Origin of the sequence: Pseudoclavibacter sp. RFBI5, from assembly GCF_002931395.1 — a bacterium.
In the GTDB taxonomy this organism is placed as follows: domain Bacteria; phylum Actinomycetota; class Actinomycetes; order Actinomycetales; family Microbacteriaceae; genus Pseudoclavibacter.
This window is the reverse complement of record NZ_PSYA01000010.1, coordinates 35,830-56,156: the sequence shown is the minus strand read 5'-3', so window position 1 is coordinate 56,156 and position 20,327 is coordinate 35,830. Positions and strand designations below refer to the sequence as shown.

The window sequence follows — 20,327 nt, the reverse complement described above, 5'->3', positions numbered from 1 at the left end:
GGCCATGGTCACCGCGGTGCGCGCTGGGCGATCCCTACGCGCACCGCTTCTTCTGGATGTCCGAGACCAGGTCGCTCGTCGTTCCGACGACGTTGTAGTTGGCCCCGGGGTACTTCGAGGTCACGGCCCACGCAGTCTGAGGAACGCACGTCTGCGTGGCGAGTACCAGCGGATACCCGGTGCGCGCGGAGACGAGCAGGGCCACGGCGATGTCCGCGGAGCTCCCGGGGTTCGCGAGCGCGAAGCCCTTCGGATCGATGCTCCCGGCGTCGAAGTCGCCCAGGAGCGCCCCGTTGATGGCGAACGCGTCCGAGGAGTTGACTCGGGTCGTGTTCGAGACCTTGGCCTTCACCTCGTTGAAGACGGTCGCCGAGAGCGACGCCACTGGGCCGATGACACGGGCCGAGGTGACCTTGCCGGTTGCGAAGTAGGCCTTGAAGCTGGCGCTGGTCTGCGTCGGCCCGGTCAGGAGCACCGGCGCCTTGGCGAGGGTGGCCCTCCCGGAGGCGTTGGCGATCTCCGTCGCCTTGCCGCTGTTGGCGATGTACACGTTGGGATCGTTGGGGAAGAACCGCTTCGCCACCATCAGCGCGGTCTCCGACTTGTCGGCGGCGGTCACGACCTCGAGCCTCGGCGTCAGCTTCCCGAGCGCGGTCTTCTGCGCCTCCGAGATCGTGCCGATGACGAAGATCGCCGAGGGTTTCAGCCTCGTCACCTCGGCGGAGATGCTGGACGGGAGCGCGTCTGGCTTCGTGAGCAGCAGGTTGCCGTTGATCTTGGCGGCGACGGGGGCCGCGAGGAGTGCATCCACACCGCCCTCGCCGTTTGCGATGACCAGCTTGTTGCCGACCGTGTTGACCTTGCCGGAGGCCGTGACCGCGTTGGCGTAGGTATCGGTGGAGCCCAGGCGGTCGACGACACCCGGTGCCGCCGTCGGGCTCGGCGTTGCCGGTGTCGTCGGCGTCGCGGTCGGTGTCGGCGTGGCGGTCGGCGCCCCGAACTGCGGGAGCTTCGTGCTCGAGGTGATCTCGCCCCACTTCGTGAGGGTCCATGGGATCTTGTTGATGAGGTCGACGCTGCCGTGCGCGTTGTGGACGATGCCTCCGGGGAGGTACGGGTTGGGCTTGCCCTGCGCGGTGTACGTGACGGGATGCTGCAGGTTGAGCGCCATGGTCCAGAAGTTCTGGTCGGTGATGATGCCGCCGTACTCCTGCAGGTTCTTGACGACGACCTTCTCGAAGCTGGAGAGACCGAGCGCGGCGATCTTCGCGTTCGTGGCCGCGTCGTTGGGAATCCAGAACCGCTGCCCCATCTTCGGGGCGTGCGCCTCGCTCAGCTTCCCGTCGGTCTGGTAGGCGGGCCACATGGCCGTGCCGGACCGCGTGGAGGGGAAGGTCCAGCTCGTGACGTGGTTGATGGAGCCCGCCGCGATCTCCTCAGCGCCTGCCATGAGGAACTCGTTCATGACGCCGCCGACGGAGCTCGTGCCCCGCTCCGCCTTGAGCCATTCGTTCTGGTCGAACCAGTTCGTCGACTTCGGGGAGTTGAGGGTGGTGAGGTAGCCGCCGCCCATCATCCAGGACCCGTCGCTCTGCTTCTCGGCGACGTAGTACCCGCGCACGATGCCGGTGGCGATATCGACGACGGTCATCGACTGGTCGCCGCCCGGAATCGGACCGCCGGGCAGGGCGTGCGCCGGGATGACGACCTTGCCGTAGTTCTTCGCGGTGGTCGCGAACGGAGTGATCTGGAACCCGTACGTGCCTCCGGTCGCCGAAGCGGTCGCCTTGCCCTCCATGACGGGGTGGATGTCCGGGTAGAGCGCGTAGCTCTGCATCTTCACCTTCACCCAGTTGGCGTCGGCCTTCGAGCTGTCGACCGTGTAGATGGGGATCGTGAAGTTCTCGCGGTTCGTGGAGGTCTTGAGTCGGCCCTTCCAGTAGTCGCTGAGGTACCGGTCGGGCAGCGTGTCGACCATCGCGGCCGTCTGGTCGGACAGCGACGAGACGGGCGCGCCCTGCGGTGTCGTCGTCGCGGAGCTGCCTTTGGCGACGTAGTTCGCTGACGACATGACGTCTTGGCCCACGGTCCCGAAGTTCGCGGCCTGGGCTGGGCCGGTTCCAAGGAACGTCAGCAGTGAGGCCGCGAGCAGCGCGGCGAGAGAGAGGGAGAGCGCTTTCTTCATGAGTCACATCCGTGTTCATTGATCGAGCGGTGGCCCCCTTTCCTGATCGTAGGGTGAAATACGGGGTGAAATCACTCGTGCATGTGAAATCACGTGAATTGGCACGGATTCGCGGAGCGACTACCGTCGCTGGCATGCGCAGCCTTCCGGGACACCTCACCCTCGGCGGATGTTCCCTCCGCTACTCCGACAGCCTCGACGCGGCCGACGCCGATGCCGACGCCGATGCGGTTGTCCTGCTGCACGGGGCGGGCGCCGACCACACGATGTTCCGGCGCCAGGCGGATGCGCTGCGTCTGGCAGGCCTGCGCGTTGTGCTCCTCGACCTTCGCGGGCACGGGGCGTCGCGTCCGAACTCGACGGACCTCTCCCCCGAGCTGTTGGCGAGCGACGTCGAGCGGCTCATCGCGCACCTCGGCCTCGGCAGGGTCTCGCTGCTGGGGCATTCGCTCGGCGGGAATCTCGCGCAGGAGCTGGTTCGGCGCTCCCCGGAGCGGTTCCGGAGCCTCGTGGTGCTGGATTCCACCTGGAACGCCGGCCCGCTCAGCTTCCTGGAGCGTGCCGGTGTCCGTGCCGCGGCGCCCATCCTCCAGCTGATCCCGGCGAGGAGCCTGCCGAAGCTCATGGCGGATGCTTCAGCCGTGACGGCGACGGCACGTGCCGAGCTGACGCGAACGTTCGGCGCGATGTCGAAGCGGGAGTTCCTGGCGGTCTGGCGTGCGACGACGCAGTTCGTGCGTCCGACTCCCGACTACCGCACGCCCGTGCCGACACTGCTGGTCCGTGGCGCGAGCGACACCACCGGGAACATCTCGCGAGCCATGCCTGCCTGGGCGGCGGCGGACGGACTCACGGAGCTCGTCGTCGCCGGAGCCGGCCATGTCGTGACGCTGGATGCGCCGGACGAGGTCTCTGCGGCGCTCGTCGAGTTCCTCGGTAGCTGAGCTTGACAGCAGCCGCTGCAACGCAATCGGCCGCGGTGACCCGCTTGTCGTCGAGGACAAGCGGGTCACCGCGGCCGAGACGCGCGATGCGCGCGCGATGCGGGTGGAGCGGAGGCTAGGCCGTGATGGCGCGTCCGCCCGGTCCGCGGTACTGCGCAGAGCCGTAGCCCACGATGAAGTACCCGATGATCGACAGCAGCCAGAGCAGGAAGAAGCTGAACACTCCGCCCTTGCCGAACGCCTTGCCGATGCGCATCGCGACGAAGATCGAGAACACGACGTTCACGATCGGGATGAGGTAGAGCAGCACCGTCGCGCCGTGGTACCCGGCGATCTTGACGAGGATGTAGACGTTGTAGATCGGGATGATGGCGCCCCAGCCCGGGTAGCCGGCCTTCCGGAAGACGGGCCAGAGGGCGATGATGAGGAGGACCCAGCCGACGAAGCCGCTGGCGGTGCCGCCGGGCGAGAGCGCTTCCCACTGCCAGGAGTCCATCTGGGTGGAGTTTTCGAGCGTGAACATAGTGACGTCCTTGAGGTCCGTGAAGCTGGTGAGATCCCCTGGGCTTCGGGGAGCGGAGCAACGCTACCGCGAGCTGTCAACTTCCTGGGAGCCTTTCGTCGCTGGACGGCACGAATTGCACGCTTCGAGGCCCGAGGTGCAGGCTCGGCCAGTCGTCGACGTCCCGCAGGAGCTGCCGATCGTGGCTCGAGAGCACAACCGCGGCCTGCGTTCCCACGAGCGCATCGGTCAGCTCGTCGACCAGGGCCATCGACAGGTGGTTCGTGGGCTCGTCGAGGAGCAGCACGTGCGGCTTCGCGGCGAGGACCAGCGCGAGGTCGAGTCTGCGCCGCTGCCCCATCGACAGCTCGCCGACCCGCTTGCCCGCCTCTCTCGCGCGCAGCAGGCCGAGCTGCGAGAGCCCCACCGTCTCGCTCGGCGCGACGGTGCCGGCGGCTTCGAGCTCGCCCAGCCGCAGCTCGTAGACCTCCGCCGCGCGCTGCTCGAGCGGGAGCGACGATTCCTGCGGGAGCACGCCGACTCGGGTGCCGGGCTGCACGCGCACGGAACCCGCATCCGGGGTGAGGGAGCCCGCCAGCACGCGCAGGAGCGTCGACTTCCCTGCACCGTTCGGGCCGGTGACGGCCAGCCTGCCCCGATGGGAGAGCGCGAGGGACACGGGACCGTGGAGGCGCCCCGTGACGGCGACCCCGTCGACGCTCAGCAGCTCAGCTCCTGCCCGGGTGCGAAGCTCCGGGAACCGGAAGAGCCGCGGTGGTTCCGGCACCGTCACGGCGTGCGCCTCGAGGGCCTCCTGGCGACGGTGCACACTCTGCGCGAGGCCAGCTGCGCGGGTGGCTCGGCCGTGCTTGTTCGCGCCCTTGCCCGGTCGCCACCCCGTGACGAGACGGTTCTGCGCCGCGCTCAGGCTCTCCTGCAGACGGGCCTGCTCCTGCTGCTGACGCTCGTAGTCCTGCTCCCACCGCTCACGCTCGGCGGCGCGCGCCTCCCGGTACCCAGCGAAGCCGTTGCCGGAGACGCGGGGCCGCTCGTCCGGCGTCGGGTCGAGGTCGAGGATCGTCTCGGCCACGTCGGCGAGCAGCGCCCGGTCGTGGCTCACGACGACAACCGCCCCCGTGCGCGAGCGGAGCCGCTCGGTAAGGAAGTCGAGCCCCGCGCGATCGAGGTGATTGGTCGGCTCGTCGAGCAGCAGGAAGTCGTCGTCTGCCCCGAGGAGACAGGCGAGGCGGACCCGGTAGCGCTGTCCCACGGAGAGCTCGCGGAGGAGGCGGTCTGGATCGGTCTCGGCGTCGAGGGCCTCGAGCGCGATGAGCACTCGCCGCTCCGCGCCCCACGCGTCGAGCACCTCCGCGGCCTCGAGGGCCGCGGCGTAGCGCTCTTCGGCTCTCGGACCGCCCTCCGCAAGGGCCGCACCTGCGGCGTCGAGCTCGGCGAGGGTGGCGAGCGCCGTCGCGATGGAGTCTGCGATGGCCTGGCCGACGGTCCGAGCGTCGTCGGCGTGCATCTCCTGCTCGGCCAGACCGAGGGTGCCGATGCGCTGCACGGTGCCGCTGTCTGGCGGGAGGATGCCCGCGAGCACGTGCAGGAGCGACGACTTGCCGCGGCCGTTCTCGCCGACGATCGCGATGCGCGACGTGGCGGTGACCACGAGGTCGACGGAGGTGAGCACGGGCCTCGCGCCGCGCAGCAGCGAGACGTCGGTGAGGGTGAGCTGCGCGCGATGGCGCGCTGGAACTGACTTGGGGGTGGTGTGCACGATCATTCCTTCAGAGCGGCGCGCCGCGAGCCGCCGAGGGCTCCCCGAGGACTCTCAGAGGGCTCGGCAAGGCGTCAGCGGCTGGGCGCGCGAAAACGGCGACCCGGAGTCGGGTCAGAGCAGGTGGCCACCGTGATGCTCGGGCGGTCTCGGTTCGAGAGACCGGCGTCAGCGAGCGCGGAAGGCCAGCTCAGCCGTTAGCAGAAGAGAAGAAGGAACACGCGTTCACGGTACCAGCGGGGCGCGACGTCGTCGAGCTCGCATGCGCGTCACGGCCAGGTCTGCGCCGAGCATGACGCCGCCGCCGAGCGCGTACACGAGCAGGTCCCTCACCTCGAACCCGGAGCCGAGGACCAGCCGGGCCGGCGCGAACGCCTCGTTCGCGCGGGCTGGCAGCTCGGTCAGCTGCAGCAGCTCGACCGCGAACGACCAGGCGACCGCGAACGCGAACGCGGTCCACGCTCTGGCGCGGGGCGCGAGCAGGACGACCCCGAGGTAGACGGCGACCGTGTACAGGCCGGCACCGACGATGTCCCCGAACTCCCCATCCGGAAGCGCGTAGTGCACTGCGAGGCCCAGCGCGACGGTCGCGGCGAGCAGAACCGCGGCCGCGACTCGGCGGCGCAGGGCATCCAGGCGCGAAGTCCGCTCCTGCTGGGCTCCAGCCGCGCCGCTCACGCTGGGCCGCCGCTCGTCTCGGTCAGGCGCTCGACGGCCCCGATCGCGGTGACCGCGCGGAGGCCGGAGACGACGGCGCCGTTGAGGGTCTGCTCGAGGCCCGTGTGCTCGCCCGCGAAGGCGACCCGGCCCGCTGGCACGTCGAACGCGTCGAGGTCGGCCGGAGTCCAGTCCAGCGAGGCCGCCGAGTAGGAGCCGCGCGTCCACGGGTCGTCGCTCCAGTCGGTGAGGAGCACGTCGCCGTCGATGACGAGCTCGGGCCGCAGCGCCTGCAGCTCGCTGACCCAGCGCCCCGGTCCCGCTTCCGTGTGCAGGGCGTCGAGGGTGGCCCTGCTCCCGGCGAAGCAGGACAGGGCGGGGATGCGGTGCTCGCCGTCGGCAGACAGGGAGCGCCAGGACCACCAGCTCAGGTCCGCGCTCTGCAGGGCGATGTCGTCGTCGACGGCGGCGAGGGGCACGCCGAGCTTCGCGGCGGTGCCCATGATGCGGTGCGAGAGGGCGGCATCCTGCCCCGGGGTGAGGGCGAAGCCGAGTCGCAGGCTGCGCAGGATGGGCAGCGGCACGGCGATCACGGCCGCGTCGGCGTGCAGCGTGCTTCCGTCAGCGAGGGTCACCTCGACCCCGCTGCTCGACTGGTCGATCGCCCGGGCCGGGTGCTCGAGCCGCACCGCGGCCCCGAGCCGGCGGGCCAGCTCGATGGCGAGCGACTGGTTGCCGCCCACGAAGCGCCCGCCGTCGTCGATGAACGGCTGGTCCGCATCCGGGTCGTAGAGGAACGCGGAGGCGGCGCTCACGAGGTTCGGGTCGTTCGCGAGGGAGGTGACCATGCGGCGGTAGACCGGGTGCTGCTGGTAGTCGGGGCCGAGCGCCTCGCGGTGGGCGTCTTCGACCGAGACGCGCGTGAGTCCGTCGGCGAGCATCCCGCGGAGGGTCTCGGTGATCTGCTCGGTCGTCGCCTCAAGCTCGGCGAACGATACGTGCCGGCCGTCGACGGTGCGCCTCGCGTAGCGCACGTTGTGGCTCAGGATGGGCACCCCGAGCTCGGCGGAGAGCCGACGGATGGCGAACTCGGTCGGGAACACGTACTCGCCGCCGCGCTCGGTGATCGCGCCGTTGCCGAGCCGCTGCGACCACGTTCGGCCCCCGACTCGGGCCCTGGCCTCCAGCACGCTGACCTCGTGGCCGCGCTTCCGCAGCTCCCAGGCGGCGGTGAGGCCCGCGAGGCCCGCTCCGATGACGATGATGCGCATGGGTCTCCGCCGCCTTCCGTGGTGAGCGGCCAGACGAGCCGCGCATCTGATTCTCGCGCAGAAGCGGCCCGTCGCGGGCGGCTCAGTGCTGGAGCTGCGCGAGTCTCCCATCGACCAGCTGCACCGTGTCGTGCATCCGGGGCAGGTGGGTGAGGTCGTGCGTGACGAGCAGGGTCGCCGTGTCCAGCTCCTCGGTGAGGCGCAGGATGAGCTCGATGATCGCGGCCCCGCGCTCCTGGTCGAGCGCGCTTGTCGGCTCGTCGACGAGGAGCGCACTCGGGTCGTTCATGAGGGCCCTCGCGATGTTGACACGCTGCCGCTGGCCGCCGGAGAGCTGGTGCGGGCGCTTCGCGCCGTGCTCCGCGAGACCGACCGCGGCGAGCAGCTCGTCGGCGTGCGCCGCTGCGGCGGGCCTGCGGCGGCGGCTCCCGGGTGCACCGAGCTCGTTCATGACGAGCAGCTGCTCGCGCGCCGTGAGCGACGGGAGGAGGTTCGCCTGCTGGAAGACGATGCCGATGCTGGACCGACGCAGGGCCGCCGACTCCGTGCGGCTCATGCCGCTCGCATCGACGCCGCCGATCATCACGCTGCCGGAATCCGGGCGGATGAGGGTGGCCGCGACGGCGAGCAGGCTCGACTTGCCCGAGCCGCTCGGCCCCGTGATGCCGGTCACGGTCCCCCGGTCGGCGGTGAGGCTGACGCCGTCGAGCGCGGTCAGGCGCCCTCCCCCGTCGGGGAAGGTGAGGGTGATGTTGTCCAGTGCGATCATCGGTTGCTCCCGAGCGCGGTGAGGGGGTCGGCTGTGGTCACGGAGCGCAGCGCGAACGCGGCCCCGGCGAGCCCGAGGGCGATCATGATGGCTCCCGGGAGGAGGGTGGTGAGCGGGCTGAGCAGGAACGGCAGGGCCTGGCCTGCGAGGGCGCCGAGGATGGCGACGAGCCCCACCCCCACGCCGATTCCGGCGACGAGCACCAGGAGGGCCTGGCCGAGGGCATCCCGTGCGAGCGATCGTGTGCTCGCCCCGAGCGCCTTGAGCACGGCGATGTCGCCCTGCCGCTGCATGGTCCACACCGTGAAGAACGCGCCGATCACGAGCCCGGAGATGCCGAAGAGCATCGCGACCATGAGCAGCAGCGAGCCGACCTCGGAGCGGAACGCGGCGAGCGCGCCGAGGGCGCCGAGCAGGGACTCGGAGACGGTGCGGGTCTCCGCATCCGCTGCGGCCCAGTCCGCATTCCCCGAGACGGCGAGCACGGTGGCGTAGGCGCCGGGAGCCCCCGTCTGCTCCGCGAGCGCCTGCCAGTCGGCGAGGGTGATCTGCACGACCGGCGTGTGGCTGTACCAGGCCTCCGGTCCGATCGAGGCGACCTCGAAGGCAGCGCCGCCGATGGTGACCTCGTCGCCGACCGTGGCGTCGAGGTCCTCTGCCGCGGATTCGGAGAGCGTGATCTCGCCTCCTGCCGCTGGCGAGGTATCCGCGAACCCGACCGGGACCCCGAAGACGGCGACGGCGGCCCCCGTCTCGGCGGTCTCGGCCCGCAGCTGGCTGATGCCGAGCGGGTCGACGCTGCTCACGCCGGGGAAGGAGGCGAGCGTGTCCGCCTGCTCACGAGACGGCGACGAGGTGGAGAAGCTCGGTGCGTCGTCGCCGGCCGGGACGGTGAAGACGAGGCGGTCGGCTGGCAGCGCCAGGACTCCCGAGATGTTCTGGGTGGCGAGGCCGCCCGTGAGCCCACTGAGGAACCCGACGAGCACGGTGATGAGCGCGACGACGGCGCCGATCAGCACGAATCGGCCTCTCGCGAAGCGGAGGTCGCGGAGCGCGACGAACATGGTGGTCCTTTCCTGCCGCCAGTTCCGGCGGCTCAGGCAACCCTCCCGCCGAGCACCCCCGCCCGGCATCGCCCGTCGGCACACTCCTCGCGGACCGCACGATGGAGTCGTCGCTCCACCTTTCGAAGGATGACCGCGACGCGAGCCGTGTCTAGGCTGAGCCGCATGCCGACCACTGCGCTCACTCCCGTCTTCGTGGGACTGCGCACGGGGCTCCACGCCCTCTTCTTCGGACTCCTGGCGCTGGTCGCCGTGCGCGCGGTGCTCACCCCCGAGCAGAGCACGGCGCTCGTGCTGGCCGCGACGCTGCTCTTCGGCGCGACGTACGCGCTCGGGGCGATCGCCGCATCCAGGCGCACGCGGCTGGTGGCCGCACTGCCCAGGCAGCGGCTGCTCTGGGTACTCGCCCTGACGCTCGAGTGGATGCTGCTGCTCTGGCTCTCCCGGGAGGCCGCGTACCTCGTCTTCCCGCTCTTCTTCGTGTACCTGCACCTGCTCGGCCGACGGGCTGGGATGCTCGCGGTCGGCGCGACGACGGCCATCGCCGTCATCGGCCTCGGGCTTCACGAGGGCTGGTCGGTCGCCGGTGTCATCGGCCCCTGCATCGGCGCGGGCGTCGCGGTGCTCATCGGGATCGGCTACGAGGCGCTCGCGAAGGAGGCGAGGGAGCGGGAGCAGCTCATGCGGGAGCTGTTGGCGACGCAGGAGCACCTCGTCGCGACGGAGCGGGAGGCGGGCACCCTCACGGAGCGCTCCCGCCTCGCCCGCGAGATCCACGACACGGTCGCGCAGGGCCTCGCGAGCATCCAGATGCTGCTGCACGCCGCCGAGCGCGCCGACCCCGACGGCGCCGGGGTCGGGCACATCCGGCTGGCGAGGGAGACGGCCGCCGACAACCTGGCCGAGACGCGACGCTTCATCCGCGAGCTGGCGCCGCCGGACCTCGACGGCATGGACCTCGAGCAGGCGCTGCGGCGGCTCGCGGACGCGACGTCGGCCGCGCACGGTATCCGCGTCGAGGTGCACAGCAGCGCCGACTCCCTGCCCATGCCCGTGCAGACCGCCCTGCTGCGCATCGCGCAGGGCGCCATCGCCAACGTCGTGCAGCACGCTGGCGCGAGCCGCGCGACCATCACCCTCGACGAGTCGGCGGCCGGGCTCGTCTTCGCCGTCGCCGACGACGGCCGGGGCTTCGACGCCAGCACCCACGAGCAGGTTGGCGGTGCGAACTCGGACTCGTTCGGGCTCGTCGCCACCCGTGAGCGAGTGCAGCAGCTCGGCGGCTCCCTCGACGTCACCTCCAGCGTCGGCCAGGGCACCACCCTGACCGTCACGCTCCCAACGCGCCCCAGGGAAGGCACCGCATGATCCGCGTCGTGATCGCCGACGACCACCCCGTCGTCCGAGCAGGCCTCCGTGCCCTCCTCGGCCTCGAGCCCGACATCGAGGTCGCGGCGGAGGCGTCCACCGCCGAGGAGGCCGTGCTGGCGGCGGCCACCGAGCGGCCCGACCTCGTGCTCATGGACCTCCAGTTCGGTGCGCGCGAGAACGAGAGCGGCGCATCCGCGACCCGCCGCATCCGCAGCCTCCCCGACCCGCCGCACGTGCTCGTCGTGACGAACTACGACTCAGAGGGCGACATCCTCGGGGCCGTCGAAGCCGGCGCCAGCGGCTACCTGCTGAAGGATGCGCCGCCCCACGAGCTGCTCGCGGCGGTCCGGGCCGCGGCGAGCGGTGCGAGTGCGCTTGCGCCGCCCATCGCCTCGCGCCTCATGGACCGGCTCCGCACGCCCCAGCAGAGCCTCTCGCCGCGGGAGATCGAAGTGCTCGAGCTCGTCGCATCGGGACTCTCGAACACGGACGTCGCCGCGGCGCTCTTCGTCACGGAGACGACCGTGAAGTCGCACCTCGCGCACGTGTTCACGAAGCTCGGCGCAACGTCGCGCACCGCGGCGGTCTCCGAGGCGAGGGCACGCGGCATCCTCCGGTAGCCTGCTCGTTCCCCCGTCGAAGCCGCGCCTCCCGGCAGCAGGCCGAGACCCGTTCCAGGGAAGGCGTTTGCATGGCAGTTCTCACACCGCGGCGACGGCGTTCGGCTCACCCCGCGCAGTGCCCGTCTCCCGCGGGGTCTCCGTCGGGGCCTCCCGCCGGCGATCGAGCCGCGTGATGATCACAGGCGCGCTGCAGAAGCTCGGCTGGTGGGCGCTCGACTACGTCTACGCGGTCGAGCGGCAGGTCCGTGCCGCTTTCAGCCGCGCCGAGGCCGGCTCCTACCTCAGCGGCGACGGGGCCCCCGTCGTCATCATCCCCGGCGTCTACGAGCCCTGGCGGTTCATGCTGCCGCTCATCGAGGCCATCCACGAGAACGGCCACCCCGTGCACGTGCTCGAGCCGCTCGGCTTCAACCACCGGCCGGTCCCGGATGCCGCCAAGCACGTCGCCGCGTACCTGCGGGCCCACGACCTCACGGACGTGCTCCTCGTGACGCACAGCAAGGGCGGGCTCGTCGGCAAGTTCGCTATGTCGTTCGGCGACAGCGCCGAGCGGATCGCGGGGATGCTCGCCATCGCGACGCCGTTCGCGGGCTCCCGCTACGCCCGCGCGATGGCGGTCTCGAGCCTGCGCATCTTCTCCCCCAGCGACGCGACGATCCTCGCGCTGGCTCGCGAGAGCGACGCGAACGCCCGCATCGTCTCCGTGTTCGGCCGCTTCGACCCGCATATCCCCGACGGCAGCGTGCTCGAGCTCGCACGCAACATCGAACTGCCGACGGGCGGCCACTTCCGCATCCTCACCCACCCCGGCATCCTGCGGGGCTTCGCGGTACTGAAGGAGCTGACCGGGGCCTGAGCCGGCGAAGCTGAGGCGCACCGGCCTGGCGGCGACCGGTCACGGCCCGGGATTCGTGACACAGGACTCGCGACCCGGGACTGACTGCCTGGGATCACGCCCCAGAGTTCGTGCCGCGGGTTTCAGCTCAGTGGTGCTCGCCGCGCAGCAGCTGCACGGGGTCGATGCCCTGCCGGCGCAGGCGGCGGTTGGTGAAGGCGCACGCGATCGCGATGACGGCCGTCATGGCGAGCGTCGCGAGCAGCTGCTCCCGTGAGCCCTCGTTGAGCATCGTCAGGACGACGATCACGACGAGGATGACGCCGGCGAGGATGCTCAGCCACGGGAACCCGGGCATGCGGGCCGTGAGGGTCTCGCCGCGCGCATCCGCCCGCCGCCGCAGCACGAACTGCGACGCCGTGACCGTCGCCCACAGCACGATGAGCGTCGAACCGACGATGTTGAGGAGCGTCGGGAGCACCGCGTCTGGGGCGAGGAAGTTGAAGATCACCGTGAGGAAGCCGACGCCCACCGAGACGAGCACCGCGATGGTCGGGGTGCCGTTCTTCGCGAGGCGCTGCATGCCGCGGGGCGCGAAGCGGCGCTCGGAGAGCGAGTAGACCATGCGGGAGGCGCCGTAGAGGTTGGCGTTGAGCGCCGAGAGGAGGGCGATGACGATGATGGCCGACATGATGAGGTCGACGCCCGGGATGTTCGTGAGGGCGAGCACCGCGGCGAAGGGCCCCGCGACGACGGCGGGGTCCGTCCAGGAGAGGGCGGCGACGATGACGAACACGGAGCCGATGTAGAAGAGCAGGATGCGCCACAGCACGCTGCGCACGGCGCGGCGGATGCTCGTGGCCGGGTCGCGCGTCTCGGCGGCGGCGATCGCGGTGAGCTCGGTGCCGCCGAAGCTGAACATGACGATGAGCAGGGCCGCGGAGATGCCGAGGATGCCGGTTGGCGCGAAGCCGTCGCCGGCGACGAGGTTCGAGAGGCCCGGGGACGGGACGTCGGGGATGAGGCCGAAGAGGAGGGCCGCGCCCAGCACGAGGAAGCCGATGATGGCGGCGACCTTGAGCACCGCGAACCAGAACTCGAAGGAGCCGTAGCGGCGCACGCCGAGGAGGTTGATGAGCGTGAACGCGACCATGAAGGCGAGCGCCCACACGCCCTGCGGGATGCCGGGCGTCCAGGCTGCGACGATCGCGGCCGCGCCCGTCGCCTCGGCGGCGATGACGATGACCAGCTGCATCCAGTAGAACCAGCCGAGCGTCGCGCCGGCCGTGGCGCCGAAGGCCTTCGCCGCGTACACGGAGAAGGCGCCGCTCTGCGGGTCGGCGGCGGCCATCTCGGCGAGCATGAACAGCACGAGGATGACGAGCAGGCCCGCGACCGCGTAGGAGACGAGCACGGCGGGGCCCGCGACGGCGATCGCCTGCCCCGAGCCGACGAAGAGGCCGGCGCCGATGGCGCCGCCGAGGCCCATCATCGCGAGCTGGCGTGGCGAGAGGGAGCGCTGCAGGTGGTGGGCGGCGCTCGCCTGCCCTGCGACCGCTTGCGGTTCTCGCGCAGCCTCGTGCTGGTTGCTGTTCTCGGATGCGCTGGCGGAAGTCACAAGCCGGAAGTCTCTCACGAATGGCGGCCCCGGCACGGCGCCCGTGGCTTCCCCCGCGCTGGCGGGTATCGTCCGCGTATCGAAACCCGCATACGCCGCCGCAACACGCCCCTCGAGAGGCTGTAGCCATGAGCTACAGCCGAGCAGACCAGACCCTGGAACTCCCGACGACCGGGGCGTTCGCCACCGCCCAGCGGGCGCCGCGGACTCGTCGACCGTCGCGGGCGCCGCGCTTCCTCGTGGCCGTGCTCTTCCTCGCGTACCTGGTGCTGCTGACGTGGCTCATCGTGTGGAAGCTCGAGGTGCCGTTCGTCGGGTGGGGCGAGACGAGGCACCTGAAGCTCATCCCGTTCATCGCGAGCGAGGGGTACGCGGCGAGCAAGCCGCTGGAGGTGCTCGCGAACGTCGCCGTCTTCGTGCCGTTCGGCCTCTGCACCGGGTACCTGTGGCGCGTCCTGCCCGGCCCGAAGACGTTCTTCGCGGCCGGCTTCACGAGCCTCGCGATGGAGACGACGCAGTTCGCGCTCGCCGTCGGCAGCTTCGACACGAGCGACATCGTCGCGAACACCGTGGGTGCCCTGCTCGGCGCTGCCGTCGTCGCCCCGAGCGTGCGTCGCGCGGCGTTCAGCTAGCGCGGGCACCCGGCTGGGAGCCGAGCTCAGGACGGGTCGCAGCCCGCGTGGCCGGCGGCAGCTGGACGGTCACGCGCAGCCCGCCCCCGTCCCGGGCCGCGAGGCGCATCGTCCCGCCGTGGGCCTTGACGACGCTCTTCACGATCGCGAGGCCGAGCCCAACCCCGGCGTGGTCGCTGCGGGCGCGCTGCTCGCCGCGCTGGAACGGCTCCGTGAGGGTCGCGAGCAGCTCGGGGCCGACGGTACTTCCCGTGTTCTCGACGACGAGGGTCGCCGCATCCGGTGCCGACGCCGTCGTCAGGCGCACCGTGCCGCCCTCGGGGAGGTTGTGGACGATCGCGTTGTGCAGCAGGTTCGTCGTGAGGAGGGAGATGAGGGCAGGCGAGCCGATCGTGTCCGCGGCCTCCCCCTCCGTCTCGATGGCGACGTCGCGCTTCTCGGCGAGCGGCAGCAGCGTCTCGGCCGCCTCCTCGGCGACGAGCGACAGGTCGACGCGCTCGGTCGCGAAGGTGCCGTGCTCGGTGCGGCTCAGCACGAGCAGCGCCTCGGTCAGCTCGATCGCGCGCGCGTTGACCGAGTGCAGGCGCCCGAGCACCTCGTCGTGGTCGTGCCCCGGGTCCCGGCGGGCGACGTCGAGGAGCGTCTGCGAGATCGCGAGGGGCGTGCGCAGCTCGTGCGAGGCGTTCGCCGCGAAGCGCTGCTGCTGCGCGACGTGCGCCTCGAGCTGCGCGAGCATGGCGTCGAAGCTGTCCGCCAGCTCGGTGAACTCGTCGCTCCGGCCGTCGAGGCGGATGCGGTGTGACAGCGACCCGGCCGCCGCGGCCCGCGTGGCGTTCGTGATGCGGGTGAGCGGGGCGAGCATCCGCCCCGCCAGGAACCAGCCGCCGACCAGCGCGAAGACGAGCAGGAACAGCAGCGCCCAGGCCGCGGCCGGCACGAACGCGCGGACGAGGTCGGTGCGGCCGGGGAAGAAGGTCCACTCGCTGGCCATCGCCTCAGCCGGCACGTAGCGGAGGAGGAAGGCGTAGACGACGGCGAGCAGCAGGGCGCCGGCGATCATGAGGAAGGCCGCGTAGCTCAGCGCGAGCTTCAGGCGGACGCTGATGCCGCGCTGCCTCGTCACCGGAGTTCGTTCTCGTCGAGCACCGATGCGGCCTCGGCGTCGATGCGGTAGCCGACGCCGGGCACGGTCACGATGAGCCACGGCTCGCCGAGTCGCTTGCGGAGCGCGGAGACCGTGATGCGCACGGCGTTCGTGAAGGGGTCGGCGTTCTCGTCCCACGCCTTCTCTAGCAGCTCCTCCGCGCTGATCACGCCCCCGCCTGCGCTCATGAGCACTTCGAGCACCGCGAACTGCTTGCGGGTGAGCGCGACGTAGCGCCCGTCGCGGTACACCTCGCGGCGGAACGGGTCGAGCTTGAGGCCGGCGATCTCGTGGATGGGCGGGCGGCTGTGCGCGCGGCGGCGGTTGAGGGCGCGCAGCCGGAGCACGAGCTCCTGCAGCTCGAACGGCTTCGTGAGGTAGTCGTCGGCGCCGAGCTCGAAGCCCGACGCCTTGTCGTCGAGGCGGTCGGCGGCCGTGAGCATGAGGATGAGCACCCCGCTCTTGGAGGCGACGATGCGTCTCGCGACCTCGTCGCCGGACGGGCCGGGGATGTCGCGGTCGAGCACGGCGACGTCGTAGTCGTTGACGCTCAGCAGCTCCAGCGCCGCGTGCCCGTCGCCGGCGATGTCGGCGGCGATCGCCTCGAGCCGCAGCCCGTCACGGATCGCCTCCGCCATGTAGGGCTCGTCCTCTACCAACAGCACACGCATGTGCCGATGATACGAGCCGCGGCATATCGCCCGCGTATGGGAAACCCGCAACGCCAGGGCAACGTGCGCTCGCCTGAACTTGTCCCATGACGCTCACCAGCTCGCCCCGCCACAAGCGCACCGTCAACGACCCACCCGCGAAGAAGCGGAGCGTGCGCCTCCTCGTTGGCGGCGCATCCCTCGTCGCGCTGGCCGGCCTCGGCGTCGCGCTCTTCTCGGCGCAGCTCGGGCAGACAGCCGCGTCGCACCGTGAGGCTCCGGCGCCGGATGCGGTGCTCGCCGCCCCCTCCACGGCCGGGTCGGGCGGGTCGGGCGGGCCGGGCGGCGGGACGGCAGTCGACACCAGCTCGGGGGATGCCGGCGCGGAGAACCCAGACGGGCGGCTCCAGTTCGGCACGACGGCGTTCGAGACCGAGTACGCCGGCATCGCCAACCTCTCCCCCGTGCTCCTCGACGCGCTGCAGGAGGCGACGAGCGACGCCGAGCTGGACGGCGTGTACGTCATGGTCAACAGCGGGTGGCGGTCGGCCGAGCTGCAGCGGCAGCTGCTGCAGGATGCGGTCGCCGAGTACGGGTCGTTGGAGGAGGCGTCGCGCTGGGTCGCCTCCCCGGAGACCTCCCTGCACGTCTCGGGCGACGCCGTCGACGTGGAAGGCGGAGGTGCATCCGACTGGCTCACCACCAACGGGTCGCGGTACGGCCTCTGCCAGACCTACGTCAACGAGCCGTGGCACTTCGAGTTCCAAGCCTCAGCCCCCGCCAACGGATGCGCCGAGCAGTACCCAGACCCGACCTACGACCCGCGGCTGCGGGGCTAGGTTCAGCGCCCTCGCGTCGGATCTCCCGCCTCTTCCTCCTCGTCGAGCAGGTGCCCCGCGTGGACGGCGTCGCGCGGGTCGGCGAGCCCAAGCGGCTTCACGCCCCGCAGCGCCCAGGTGAGACCGAGGTAGAGGGCGAAGCTCACCGCGAAGGCCGGGATGTTCGCCCCGATGGGGCTCGGAGCGACGTACGCGAGCACGTACGAGAGTGCGGCGCCGAAGATCCACACGAACACCGCCACCCAGTTGATGCCACCCAGGTACCAGTAGCGGCTCTCGGGCCGCTCCTGCAGGATCTGCCGCGAGTAGCTGCGGCGCTTCAGCAGGTAGTAGTCGGCGATCATGATCGCGAACACGGGCACGAAGAACGCGCTGATGATGAAGAGGAAGTCGGTGAACTGGTTCAGCAGGCCGAGGAACGTGGATCCGATGATCGAGATGATGCCCAGCACGATCGCCGTCGGCAGGAAGCGCAGGTGCCACTTCGACTGCGCGTTGATGACCGAGGTGACCATGCCGAAGACGACCATGGTGTTGGTCGCCATCACCGAGAGGAAGATCGCGATGCCGAGCGGCCAGCCGAACTCGGCGACGATCACGGTCGGGTCGAAGGCGATCGCCTCGCCTCCGCGAAGGAGCACGACGCTGAACGCGACGAGGCCGAGGAACATGGCGATCGTGGTCGAGAGCGTGTAGCCCACGCCCGAGCCGACGACTCCGGCGACGCTGTTCTTCGCGTGCCGATTCATGTCTGCGGAGAGGACGGTCCACGAGATGGCCGTCGCGATGACCAGGTCGAGCGTGATGAACGGGGTGCCGCCGAGCTCCGCATCCACGGGCAGCGCCGCGAATTCGCCGGGGCTGAACGCGCCGAACGCTGCCGCGAACACGAAGCCCATGACCACGAGGATCACGAGTGCCAGCCACGGTTCGACTCGCGAGATACCGGTGTGGCCGAAGATCGCGAGCACGACGACGATGCCCTGGCAGATGGCGGAGAACAGCATCGGGTTCGAGAAGCCCGTCGCCTCGAACACGAGGAAGTCGACGGTGACGCCGGCGAGCATCGCCTGCACCCAGCTCCACCCCATCAGCACGATGAGATTGGAGGCCGCCGGCACGAGGCTGCCGCGGATGCCGAACGCGCCACGCGTGAGCGCCATCGTCGGGAGGCCCGTGCGGGTGCCCATGTTGCCGATGAGCACGAGCACGATGACGCCGATCAGGGTGCCGAGCACGATCATCCCGGTCGCGGTGCCGAACGAGACGCCAGGCACGAAGAGCGTGCCCGTGAGGAGCGTCGTGACGACGAGGTTCGCGGCGAGCCAGATGAGGGCGATGCGGATGAGCGATTGCGTGCCTCGGACGGGTCCCGCGGAGTCGTCCTGGCCGTCGAGGTTCAGGGCCATGGTCTTGGGGCCGGTCATGAGGATGCCTCCGCGTCAGTCGTCGGCGCGGACAGGTGCTCATGGACCGCGATGAGCGACCCTTCGTCTCCGACCGTGAAGACGATGCTCTCCCGCTCGAGGTACGAGTCGGGGCCGTCGGCGGAGTCGACGCTCGTTGCGACCGTGTGGCTGAAGACGGCGCCGCCCGGGAAGACCTGCACGAGGCGGTCGGTGGATGCGCAGGAGGTGACCCGCCAACCCGCCGCGACCCAGCCCGCCCACAGCGCCTCGTACTCGGCGCGCGAGTCGAGGCGCGCGGGCTCGGGGTGGAAGACGAACGACGCGTCCGGCGCGAACCCGGCGAAGTACGCCTCGGTGTCGGTCGCGCGGAACGCGTCGATGATGGCGTCGGCGGCAGCGAGCACCGCATCCTGCGTGGGTGTGGTCATCATGCAAGTGCTCCTTTGGACTTGGTGGGCTCTGCTGACAGGCTTCGAACGGCGGTCGGTGCTTCCGGCCTTCGCAGTGCAGTTGCCGCACTCACCAAGCAAACACCTACACACCGAGCCCCGTCCAGGGAGGAACCGAACTCATTTCGGTTGACAAGGGGCATTATGTCCGAGTCGTCCAGCGCTCAGCGCGCCACGCGCCGCGTCAGTCGTGGGAGGGGCGCTTGCGCTGCGCTTTCGTCGCGGAGCGTTGGCCCTTCGATTCGAGCCTGCGCCGCTGCGAGCCCTTCGTCGGCTTGGTTGCCCGACGCTTCGGTCCGGGCGGCGCGAGGCCCTCGCGCACGAGGTTCGCGAGCTTCTCGAGCGCCGCCTCTCGGTTGCGCAGCTGTGAGCGACGCTCGGAGGAGGCGACCGTGACGACCCCGGAGACGAGACGCTTGCCGAGTCGCGACAGGAGCATCCGCCGCTGCTCGTCGCTGAGCACGAGCGATGCTTCGACATTCCAGAAGAGCTCGACCCGGCTGTCGGAGGTGTTGACGTGCTGCCCGCCCGGCCCGGAGGATCGCGAGAAGCGCCAGCCGAGCTCCGCGGCCGGAATCGTGAGCGAGCGTGACACCTCCAAGTCCATGCGCCAAGCCTCCCACGGGCTACACCCGCGCGCAGGCGCAGCCGTCACGGCAGCCGGTCCCCGAAGCAAGCCCATGCGTAGGCTTCGAGCATGACGCTCACGCTTGTCGACCTCACGCATCCGCTCACCTCAGGCATGCAGATCTACCCCGGCGACCCGGAGGTGCGGGTCGAGCCTGCCACCTCGCTCGCCGACGACGGGGTCGTGGTGCACGCCCTGCAGCTCGGCACGCACACCGGCACGCACCTGGATGCGCCCTCGCACTCGATCGCCGACGGAGCAACGGTCGATCGCCTCGATCTCGGTCGGCTCGTGGGGCCGCTGCATCTCGTCGATGTGACCGAGCTCGCGCAGCCCGGACGCAGGATCGAACTCGCTCAGGTCGCCGCCCAGCTCGAGCAGCTCACTCCCGGCGCGGTCGTCGTGTTTCGGACCGACTGGTCAGCGCGGTTCGGGCAGCCCGACTATCTCGCGCATCCCTTCTTCGACGCGGCCATCGCCGAGCGCCTGCTCGCTGCAGGTGTGACGGTCGTCGGCGTCGACACCCTCAGCCCCGACCGCACCGACGCGACCGCAGCATCCGCCGACCTCCCGTTCCACGAGGTCTTCCTGGGCGCGGGCGGCGTCATCATCGAGAACCTCACGAACCTGTCCGCCATCGACACCGCGCGCGACCCGTGGATCTCCGCCCTGCCACTGCCGTTCACGGGCCTCGACGGCTCGCCGGTGCGCGCGGTCGCGATGCACCGCGCCTGACCGTCGGAGGCGCCGCGATCGCCGAGCGGATTTCCGCCGTGGCGCGAAACGGAGGCCACGCCGAGCGCTCCTTCTCCCCCGACGTCCCGGGCATCACGGACGGCGTCGCGCGGGACGACGCGTCCGTCGAGGCCGACTCGCAGCAGGTGTGGATTACCTACATCGAACGTCCTTCGCCCCTGGCGGACAAGCGCAATCGCTGGCGAACCGCGATCTAGGCTGAGC

General features: G+C 70.7%; 21 protein-coding genes. 8 read left to right on the top strand and 13 right to left on the bottom strand.

All coding sequences use genetic code 11. The features are described from left to right. Positions 1-34: 34 nt before the first annotated feature. Positions 35-2,185 (bottom strand): cell wall-binding repeat-containing protein, encoded by a 2,151-nt coding sequence (locus C5E06_RS07225; protein WP_104306451.1) that lies wholly within the window; start codon positions 2,183-2,185, stop codon positions 35-37. 134 nt (positions 2,186-2,319) lie between these two features. Between C5E06_RS07225 and C5E06_RS07220 the strand changes: the two genes are divergently transcribed. After that, on the top strand, positions 2,320-3,129 hold the full coding sequence (locus C5E06_RS07220; RefSeq protein WP_104306450.1) for an alpha/beta fold hydrolase: 810 nt from the start codon (positions 2,320-2,322) through the stop codon (positions 3,127-3,129). A 115-nt stretch (positions 3,130-3,244) separates the two neighbouring features. Here C5E06_RS07220 and C5E06_RS07215 read toward each other — a convergent pair whose 3' ends face one another. The 6 genes from C5E06_RS07215 to C5E06_RS07190 all read right to left on the bottom strand — a co-directional run bounded on the left by C5E06_RS07215 (position 3,245) and on the right by C5E06_RS07190 (position 9,169). Next, positions 3,245-3,652 carry a DUF5684 domain-containing protein gene (locus C5E06_RS07215; RefSeq protein ID WP_104240949.1) on the bottom strand — a complete coding sequence of 136 codons (408 nt, stop codon included), beginning with the start codon at positions 3,650-3,652 and terminating at the stop codon, positions 3,245-3,247. A 76-nt stretch (positions 3,653-3,728) separates the two neighbouring features. Then, the gene (locus C5E06_RS07210; protein ID WP_104306449.1) at positions 3,729-5,414 is read right to left on the bottom strand and encodes an ABC-F family ATP-binding cassette domain-containing protein; all 1,686 of its coding nucleotides are present in this window, start codon (positions 5,412-5,414) and stop codon (positions 3,729-3,731) included. A gap of 219 nt (positions 5,415-5,633) precedes the next feature. Next, on the bottom strand, positions 5,634-6,086 hold the full coding sequence (locus tag C5E06_RS07205; RefSeq protein ID WP_219820191.1) for a DUF2809 domain-containing protein: 453 nt from the start codon (positions 6,084-6,086) through the stop codon (positions 5,634-5,636). After that, entirely contained in the window at positions 6,083-7,336 is a 1,254-nt protein-coding gene (locus tag C5E06_RS07200) for an NAD(P)/FAD-dependent oxidoreductase (RefSeq protein ID WP_104306448.1), read from the bottom strand. The genes C5E06_RS07205 and C5E06_RS07200 overlap by 4 nt, the downstream gene beginning before the upstream one ends. A gap of 82 nt (positions 7,337-7,418) precedes the next feature. Continuing rightward, positions 7,419-8,105 (bottom strand): ABC transporter ATP-binding protein, encoded by a 687-nt coding sequence (locus C5E06_RS07195; protein WP_104240945.1) that lies wholly within the window; start codon positions 8,103-8,105, stop codon positions 7,419-7,421. Continuing rightward, a complete protein-coding gene (locus C5E06_RS07190) occupies positions 8,102-9,169 on the bottom strand; it encodes an ABC transporter permease (protein ID WP_104306447.1) in 1,068 nt (355 codons plus the stop codon). Before C5E06_RS07190 ends, C5E06_RS07195 begins: the two co-directional genes overlap by 4 nt. Before the next feature lie 165 nt (positions 9,170-9,334). Here C5E06_RS07190 and C5E06_RS07185 point away from each other — a divergent pair, with 165 nt between their 5' ends. The 3 genes from C5E06_RS07185 to C5E06_RS07175 all read left to right on the top strand — a co-directional run bounded on the left by C5E06_RS07185 (position 9,335) and on the right by C5E06_RS07175 (position 12,019). Next, positions 9,335-10,537: a sensor histidine kinase gene (locus C5E06_RS07185; protein WP_104306446.1), complete on the top strand. Its 1,203-nt coding sequence runs from the start codon at positions 9,335-9,337 to the stop codon at positions 10,535-10,537. Continuing rightward, positions 10,534-11,160, top strand: a complete 627-nt coding sequence (locus C5E06_RS07180) for a response regulator transcription factor (protein ID WP_104306445.1) — start codon at positions 10,534-10,536, stop codon at positions 11,158-11,160. The genes C5E06_RS07185 and C5E06_RS07180 overlap by 4 nt, the downstream gene beginning before the upstream one ends. Positions 11,161-11,335: 175 nt before the next feature. After that, on the top strand, positions 11,336-12,019 hold the full coding sequence (locus C5E06_RS07175; protein ID WP_104306444.1) for a triacylglycerol lipase: 684 nt from the start codon (positions 11,336-11,338) through the stop codon (positions 12,017-12,019). 127 nt (positions 12,020-12,146) lie between these two features. On the opposite strand, the gene C5E06_RS07170 is transcribed toward C5E06_RS07175, so the two are convergent. After that, positions 12,147-13,616 carry an amino acid permease gene (locus tag C5E06_RS07170; protein WP_258067553.1) on the bottom strand — a complete coding sequence of 490 codons (1,470 nt, stop codon included), beginning with the start codon at positions 13,614-13,616 and terminating at the stop codon, positions 12,147-12,149. Between the two features lie 128 nt (positions 13,617-13,744). On the opposite strand from C5E06_RS07170, the gene C5E06_RS07165 reads away from it, so the two are divergent. Beyond that, positions 13,745-14,248 (top strand): VanZ family protein, encoded by a 504-nt coding sequence (locus tag C5E06_RS07165; RefSeq protein WP_181062910.1) that lies wholly within the window; start codon positions 13,745-13,747, stop codon positions 14,246-14,248. Here C5E06_RS07165 and C5E06_RS07160 read toward each other — a convergent pair. Beyond that, on the bottom strand, positions 14,241-15,371 hold the full coding sequence (locus C5E06_RS07160; RefSeq protein ID WP_104306442.1) for a HAMP domain-containing sensor histidine kinase: 1,131 nt from the start codon (positions 15,369-15,371) through the stop codon (positions 14,241-14,243). The genes C5E06_RS07165 and C5E06_RS07160 overlap by 8 nt on opposite strands. Further along, positions 15,368-16,063 (bottom strand): response regulator transcription factor, encoded by a 696-nt coding sequence (locus C5E06_RS07155; RefSeq protein ID WP_104240938.1) that lies wholly within the window; start codon positions 16,061-16,063, stop codon positions 15,368-15,370. Before C5E06_RS07155 ends, C5E06_RS07160 begins: the two co-directional genes overlap by 4 nt. A gap of 86 nt (positions 16,064-16,149) precedes the next feature. Here C5E06_RS07155 and C5E06_RS07150 point away from each other — a divergent pair, with 86 nt between their 5' ends. Continuing rightward, positions 16,150-16,881 (top strand): M15 family metallopeptidase, encoded by a 732-nt coding sequence (locus C5E06_RS07150; RefSeq protein WP_104306441.1) that lies wholly within the window; start codon positions 16,150-16,152, stop codon positions 16,879-16,881. A gap of 2 nt (positions 16,882-16,883) precedes the next feature. On the opposite strand, the gene C5E06_RS07145 is transcribed toward C5E06_RS07150, so the two are convergent. The 3 genes from C5E06_RS07145 to arfB all read right to left on the bottom strand — a co-directional run bounded on the left by C5E06_RS07145 (position 16,884) and on the right by arfB (position 19,346). After that, a complete protein-coding gene (locus C5E06_RS07145) occupies positions 16,884-18,308 on the bottom strand; it encodes a cytosine permease (protein WP_104306440.1) in 1,425 nt (474 codons plus the stop codon). Then, the gene (locus C5E06_RS07140; RefSeq protein ID WP_308471417.1) at positions 18,305-18,721 is read right to left on the bottom strand and encodes a nuclear transport factor 2 family protein; all 417 of its coding nucleotides are present in this window, start codon (positions 18,719-18,721) and stop codon (positions 18,305-18,307) included. Before C5E06_RS07140 ends, C5E06_RS07145 begins: the two co-directional genes overlap by 4 nt. Positions 18,722-18,923: 202 nt before the next feature. Then, entirely contained in the window at positions 18,924-19,346 is a 423-nt protein-coding gene (gene arfB / locus C5E06_RS07135) for an alternative ribosome rescue aminoacyl-tRNA hydrolase ArfB (RefSeq protein WP_104306439.1), read from the bottom strand. Between the two features lie 90 nt (positions 19,347-19,436). Here arfB and C5E06_RS07130 point away from each other — a divergent pair, with 90 nt between their 5' ends. After that, positions 19,437-20,102 carry a cyclase family protein gene (locus tag C5E06_RS07130; RefSeq protein ID WP_104306438.1) on the top strand — a complete coding sequence of 222 codons (666 nt, stop codon included), beginning with the start codon at positions 19,437-19,439 and terminating at the stop codon, positions 20,100-20,102. A gap of 38 nt (positions 20,103-20,140) precedes the next feature. Next, positions 20,141-20,320, top strand: a complete 180-nt coding sequence (locus tag C5E06_RS07125) for a hypothetical protein (protein WP_104306437.1) — start codon at positions 20,141-20,143, stop codon at positions 20,318-20,320. Positions 20,321-20,327: the final 7 nt, after the last annotated feature.

Excerpts from the sequence above, each read along its gene's own strand:
- C5E06_RS07140 (WP_308471417.1), bottom strand. The coding sequence starts at position 18,721 with ATGATGACCACACCCACGCAGGATGCGGTGCTCGCTGCCGCCGACGCC.
- C5E06_RS07190 (WP_104306447.1), bottom strand. The coding sequence starts at position 9,169 with ATGTTCGTCGCGCTCCGCGACCTCCGCTTCGCGAGAGGCCGATTCGTG.
- C5E06_RS07180 (WP_104306445.1), top strand. The coding sequence starts at position 10,534 with ATGATCCGCGTCGTGATCGCCGACGACCACCCCGTCGTCCGAGCAGGC.
- C5E06_RS07220 (WP_104306450.1), top strand. The coding sequence starts at position 2,320 with ATGCGCAGCCTTCCGGGACACCTCACCCTCGGCGGATGTTCCCTCCGC.
- C5E06_RS07195 (WP_104240945.1), bottom strand. The coding sequence starts at position 8,105 with ATGATCGCACTGGACAACATCACCCTCACCTTCCCCGACGGGGGAGGG.
- C5E06_RS07215 (WP_104240949.1), bottom strand. The coding sequence starts at position 3,652 with ATGTTCACGCTCGAAAACTCCACCCAGATGGACTCCTGGCAGTGGGAA.
- C5E06_RS07145 (WP_104306440.1), bottom strand. The coding sequence starts at position 18,308 with ATGACCGGCCCCAAGACCATGGCCCTGAACCTCGACGGCCAGGACGAC.
- C5E06_RS07210 (WP_104306449.1), bottom strand. The coding sequence starts at position 5,414 with ATGATCGTGCACACCACCCCCAAGTCAGTTCCAGCGCGCCATCGCGCG.
- C5E06_RS07175 (WP_104306444.1), top strand. The coding sequence starts at position 11,336 with ATGATCACAGGCGCGCTGCAGAAGCTCGGCTGGTGGGCGCTCGACTAC.
- C5E06_RS07165 (WP_181062910.1), top strand. The coding sequence starts at position 13,745 with ATGAGCTACAGCCGAGCAGACCAGACCCTGGAACTCCCGACGACCGGG.
- C5E06_RS07155 (WP_104240938.1), bottom strand. The coding sequence starts at position 16,063 with ATGCGTGTGCTGTTGGTAGAGGACGAGCCCTACATGGCGGAGGCGATC.
- C5E06_RS07185 (WP_104306446.1), top strand. The coding sequence starts at position 9,335 with ATGCCGACCACTGCGCTCACTCCCGTCTTCGTGGGACTGCGCACGGGG.
- C5E06_RS07225 (WP_104306451.1), bottom strand. The coding sequence starts at position 2,185 with ATGAAGAAAGCGCTCTCCCTCTCTCTCGCCGCGCTGCTCGCGGCCTCA.
- arfB (WP_104306439.1), bottom strand. The coding sequence starts at position 19,346 with ATGGACTTGGAGGTGTCACGCTCGCTCACGATTCCGGCCGCGGAGCTC.
- C5E06_RS07130 (WP_104306438.1), top strand. The coding sequence starts at position 19,437 with ATGACGCTCACGCTTGTCGACCTCACGCATCCGCTCACCTCAGGCATG.
- C5E06_RS07200 (WP_104306448.1), bottom strand. The coding sequence starts at position 7,336 with ATGCGCATCATCGTCATCGGAGCGGGCCTCGCGGGCCTCACCGCCGCC.
- C5E06_RS07150 (WP_104306441.1), top strand. The coding sequence starts at position 16,150 with ATGACGCTCACCAGCTCGCCCCGCCACAAGCGCACCGTCAACGACCCA.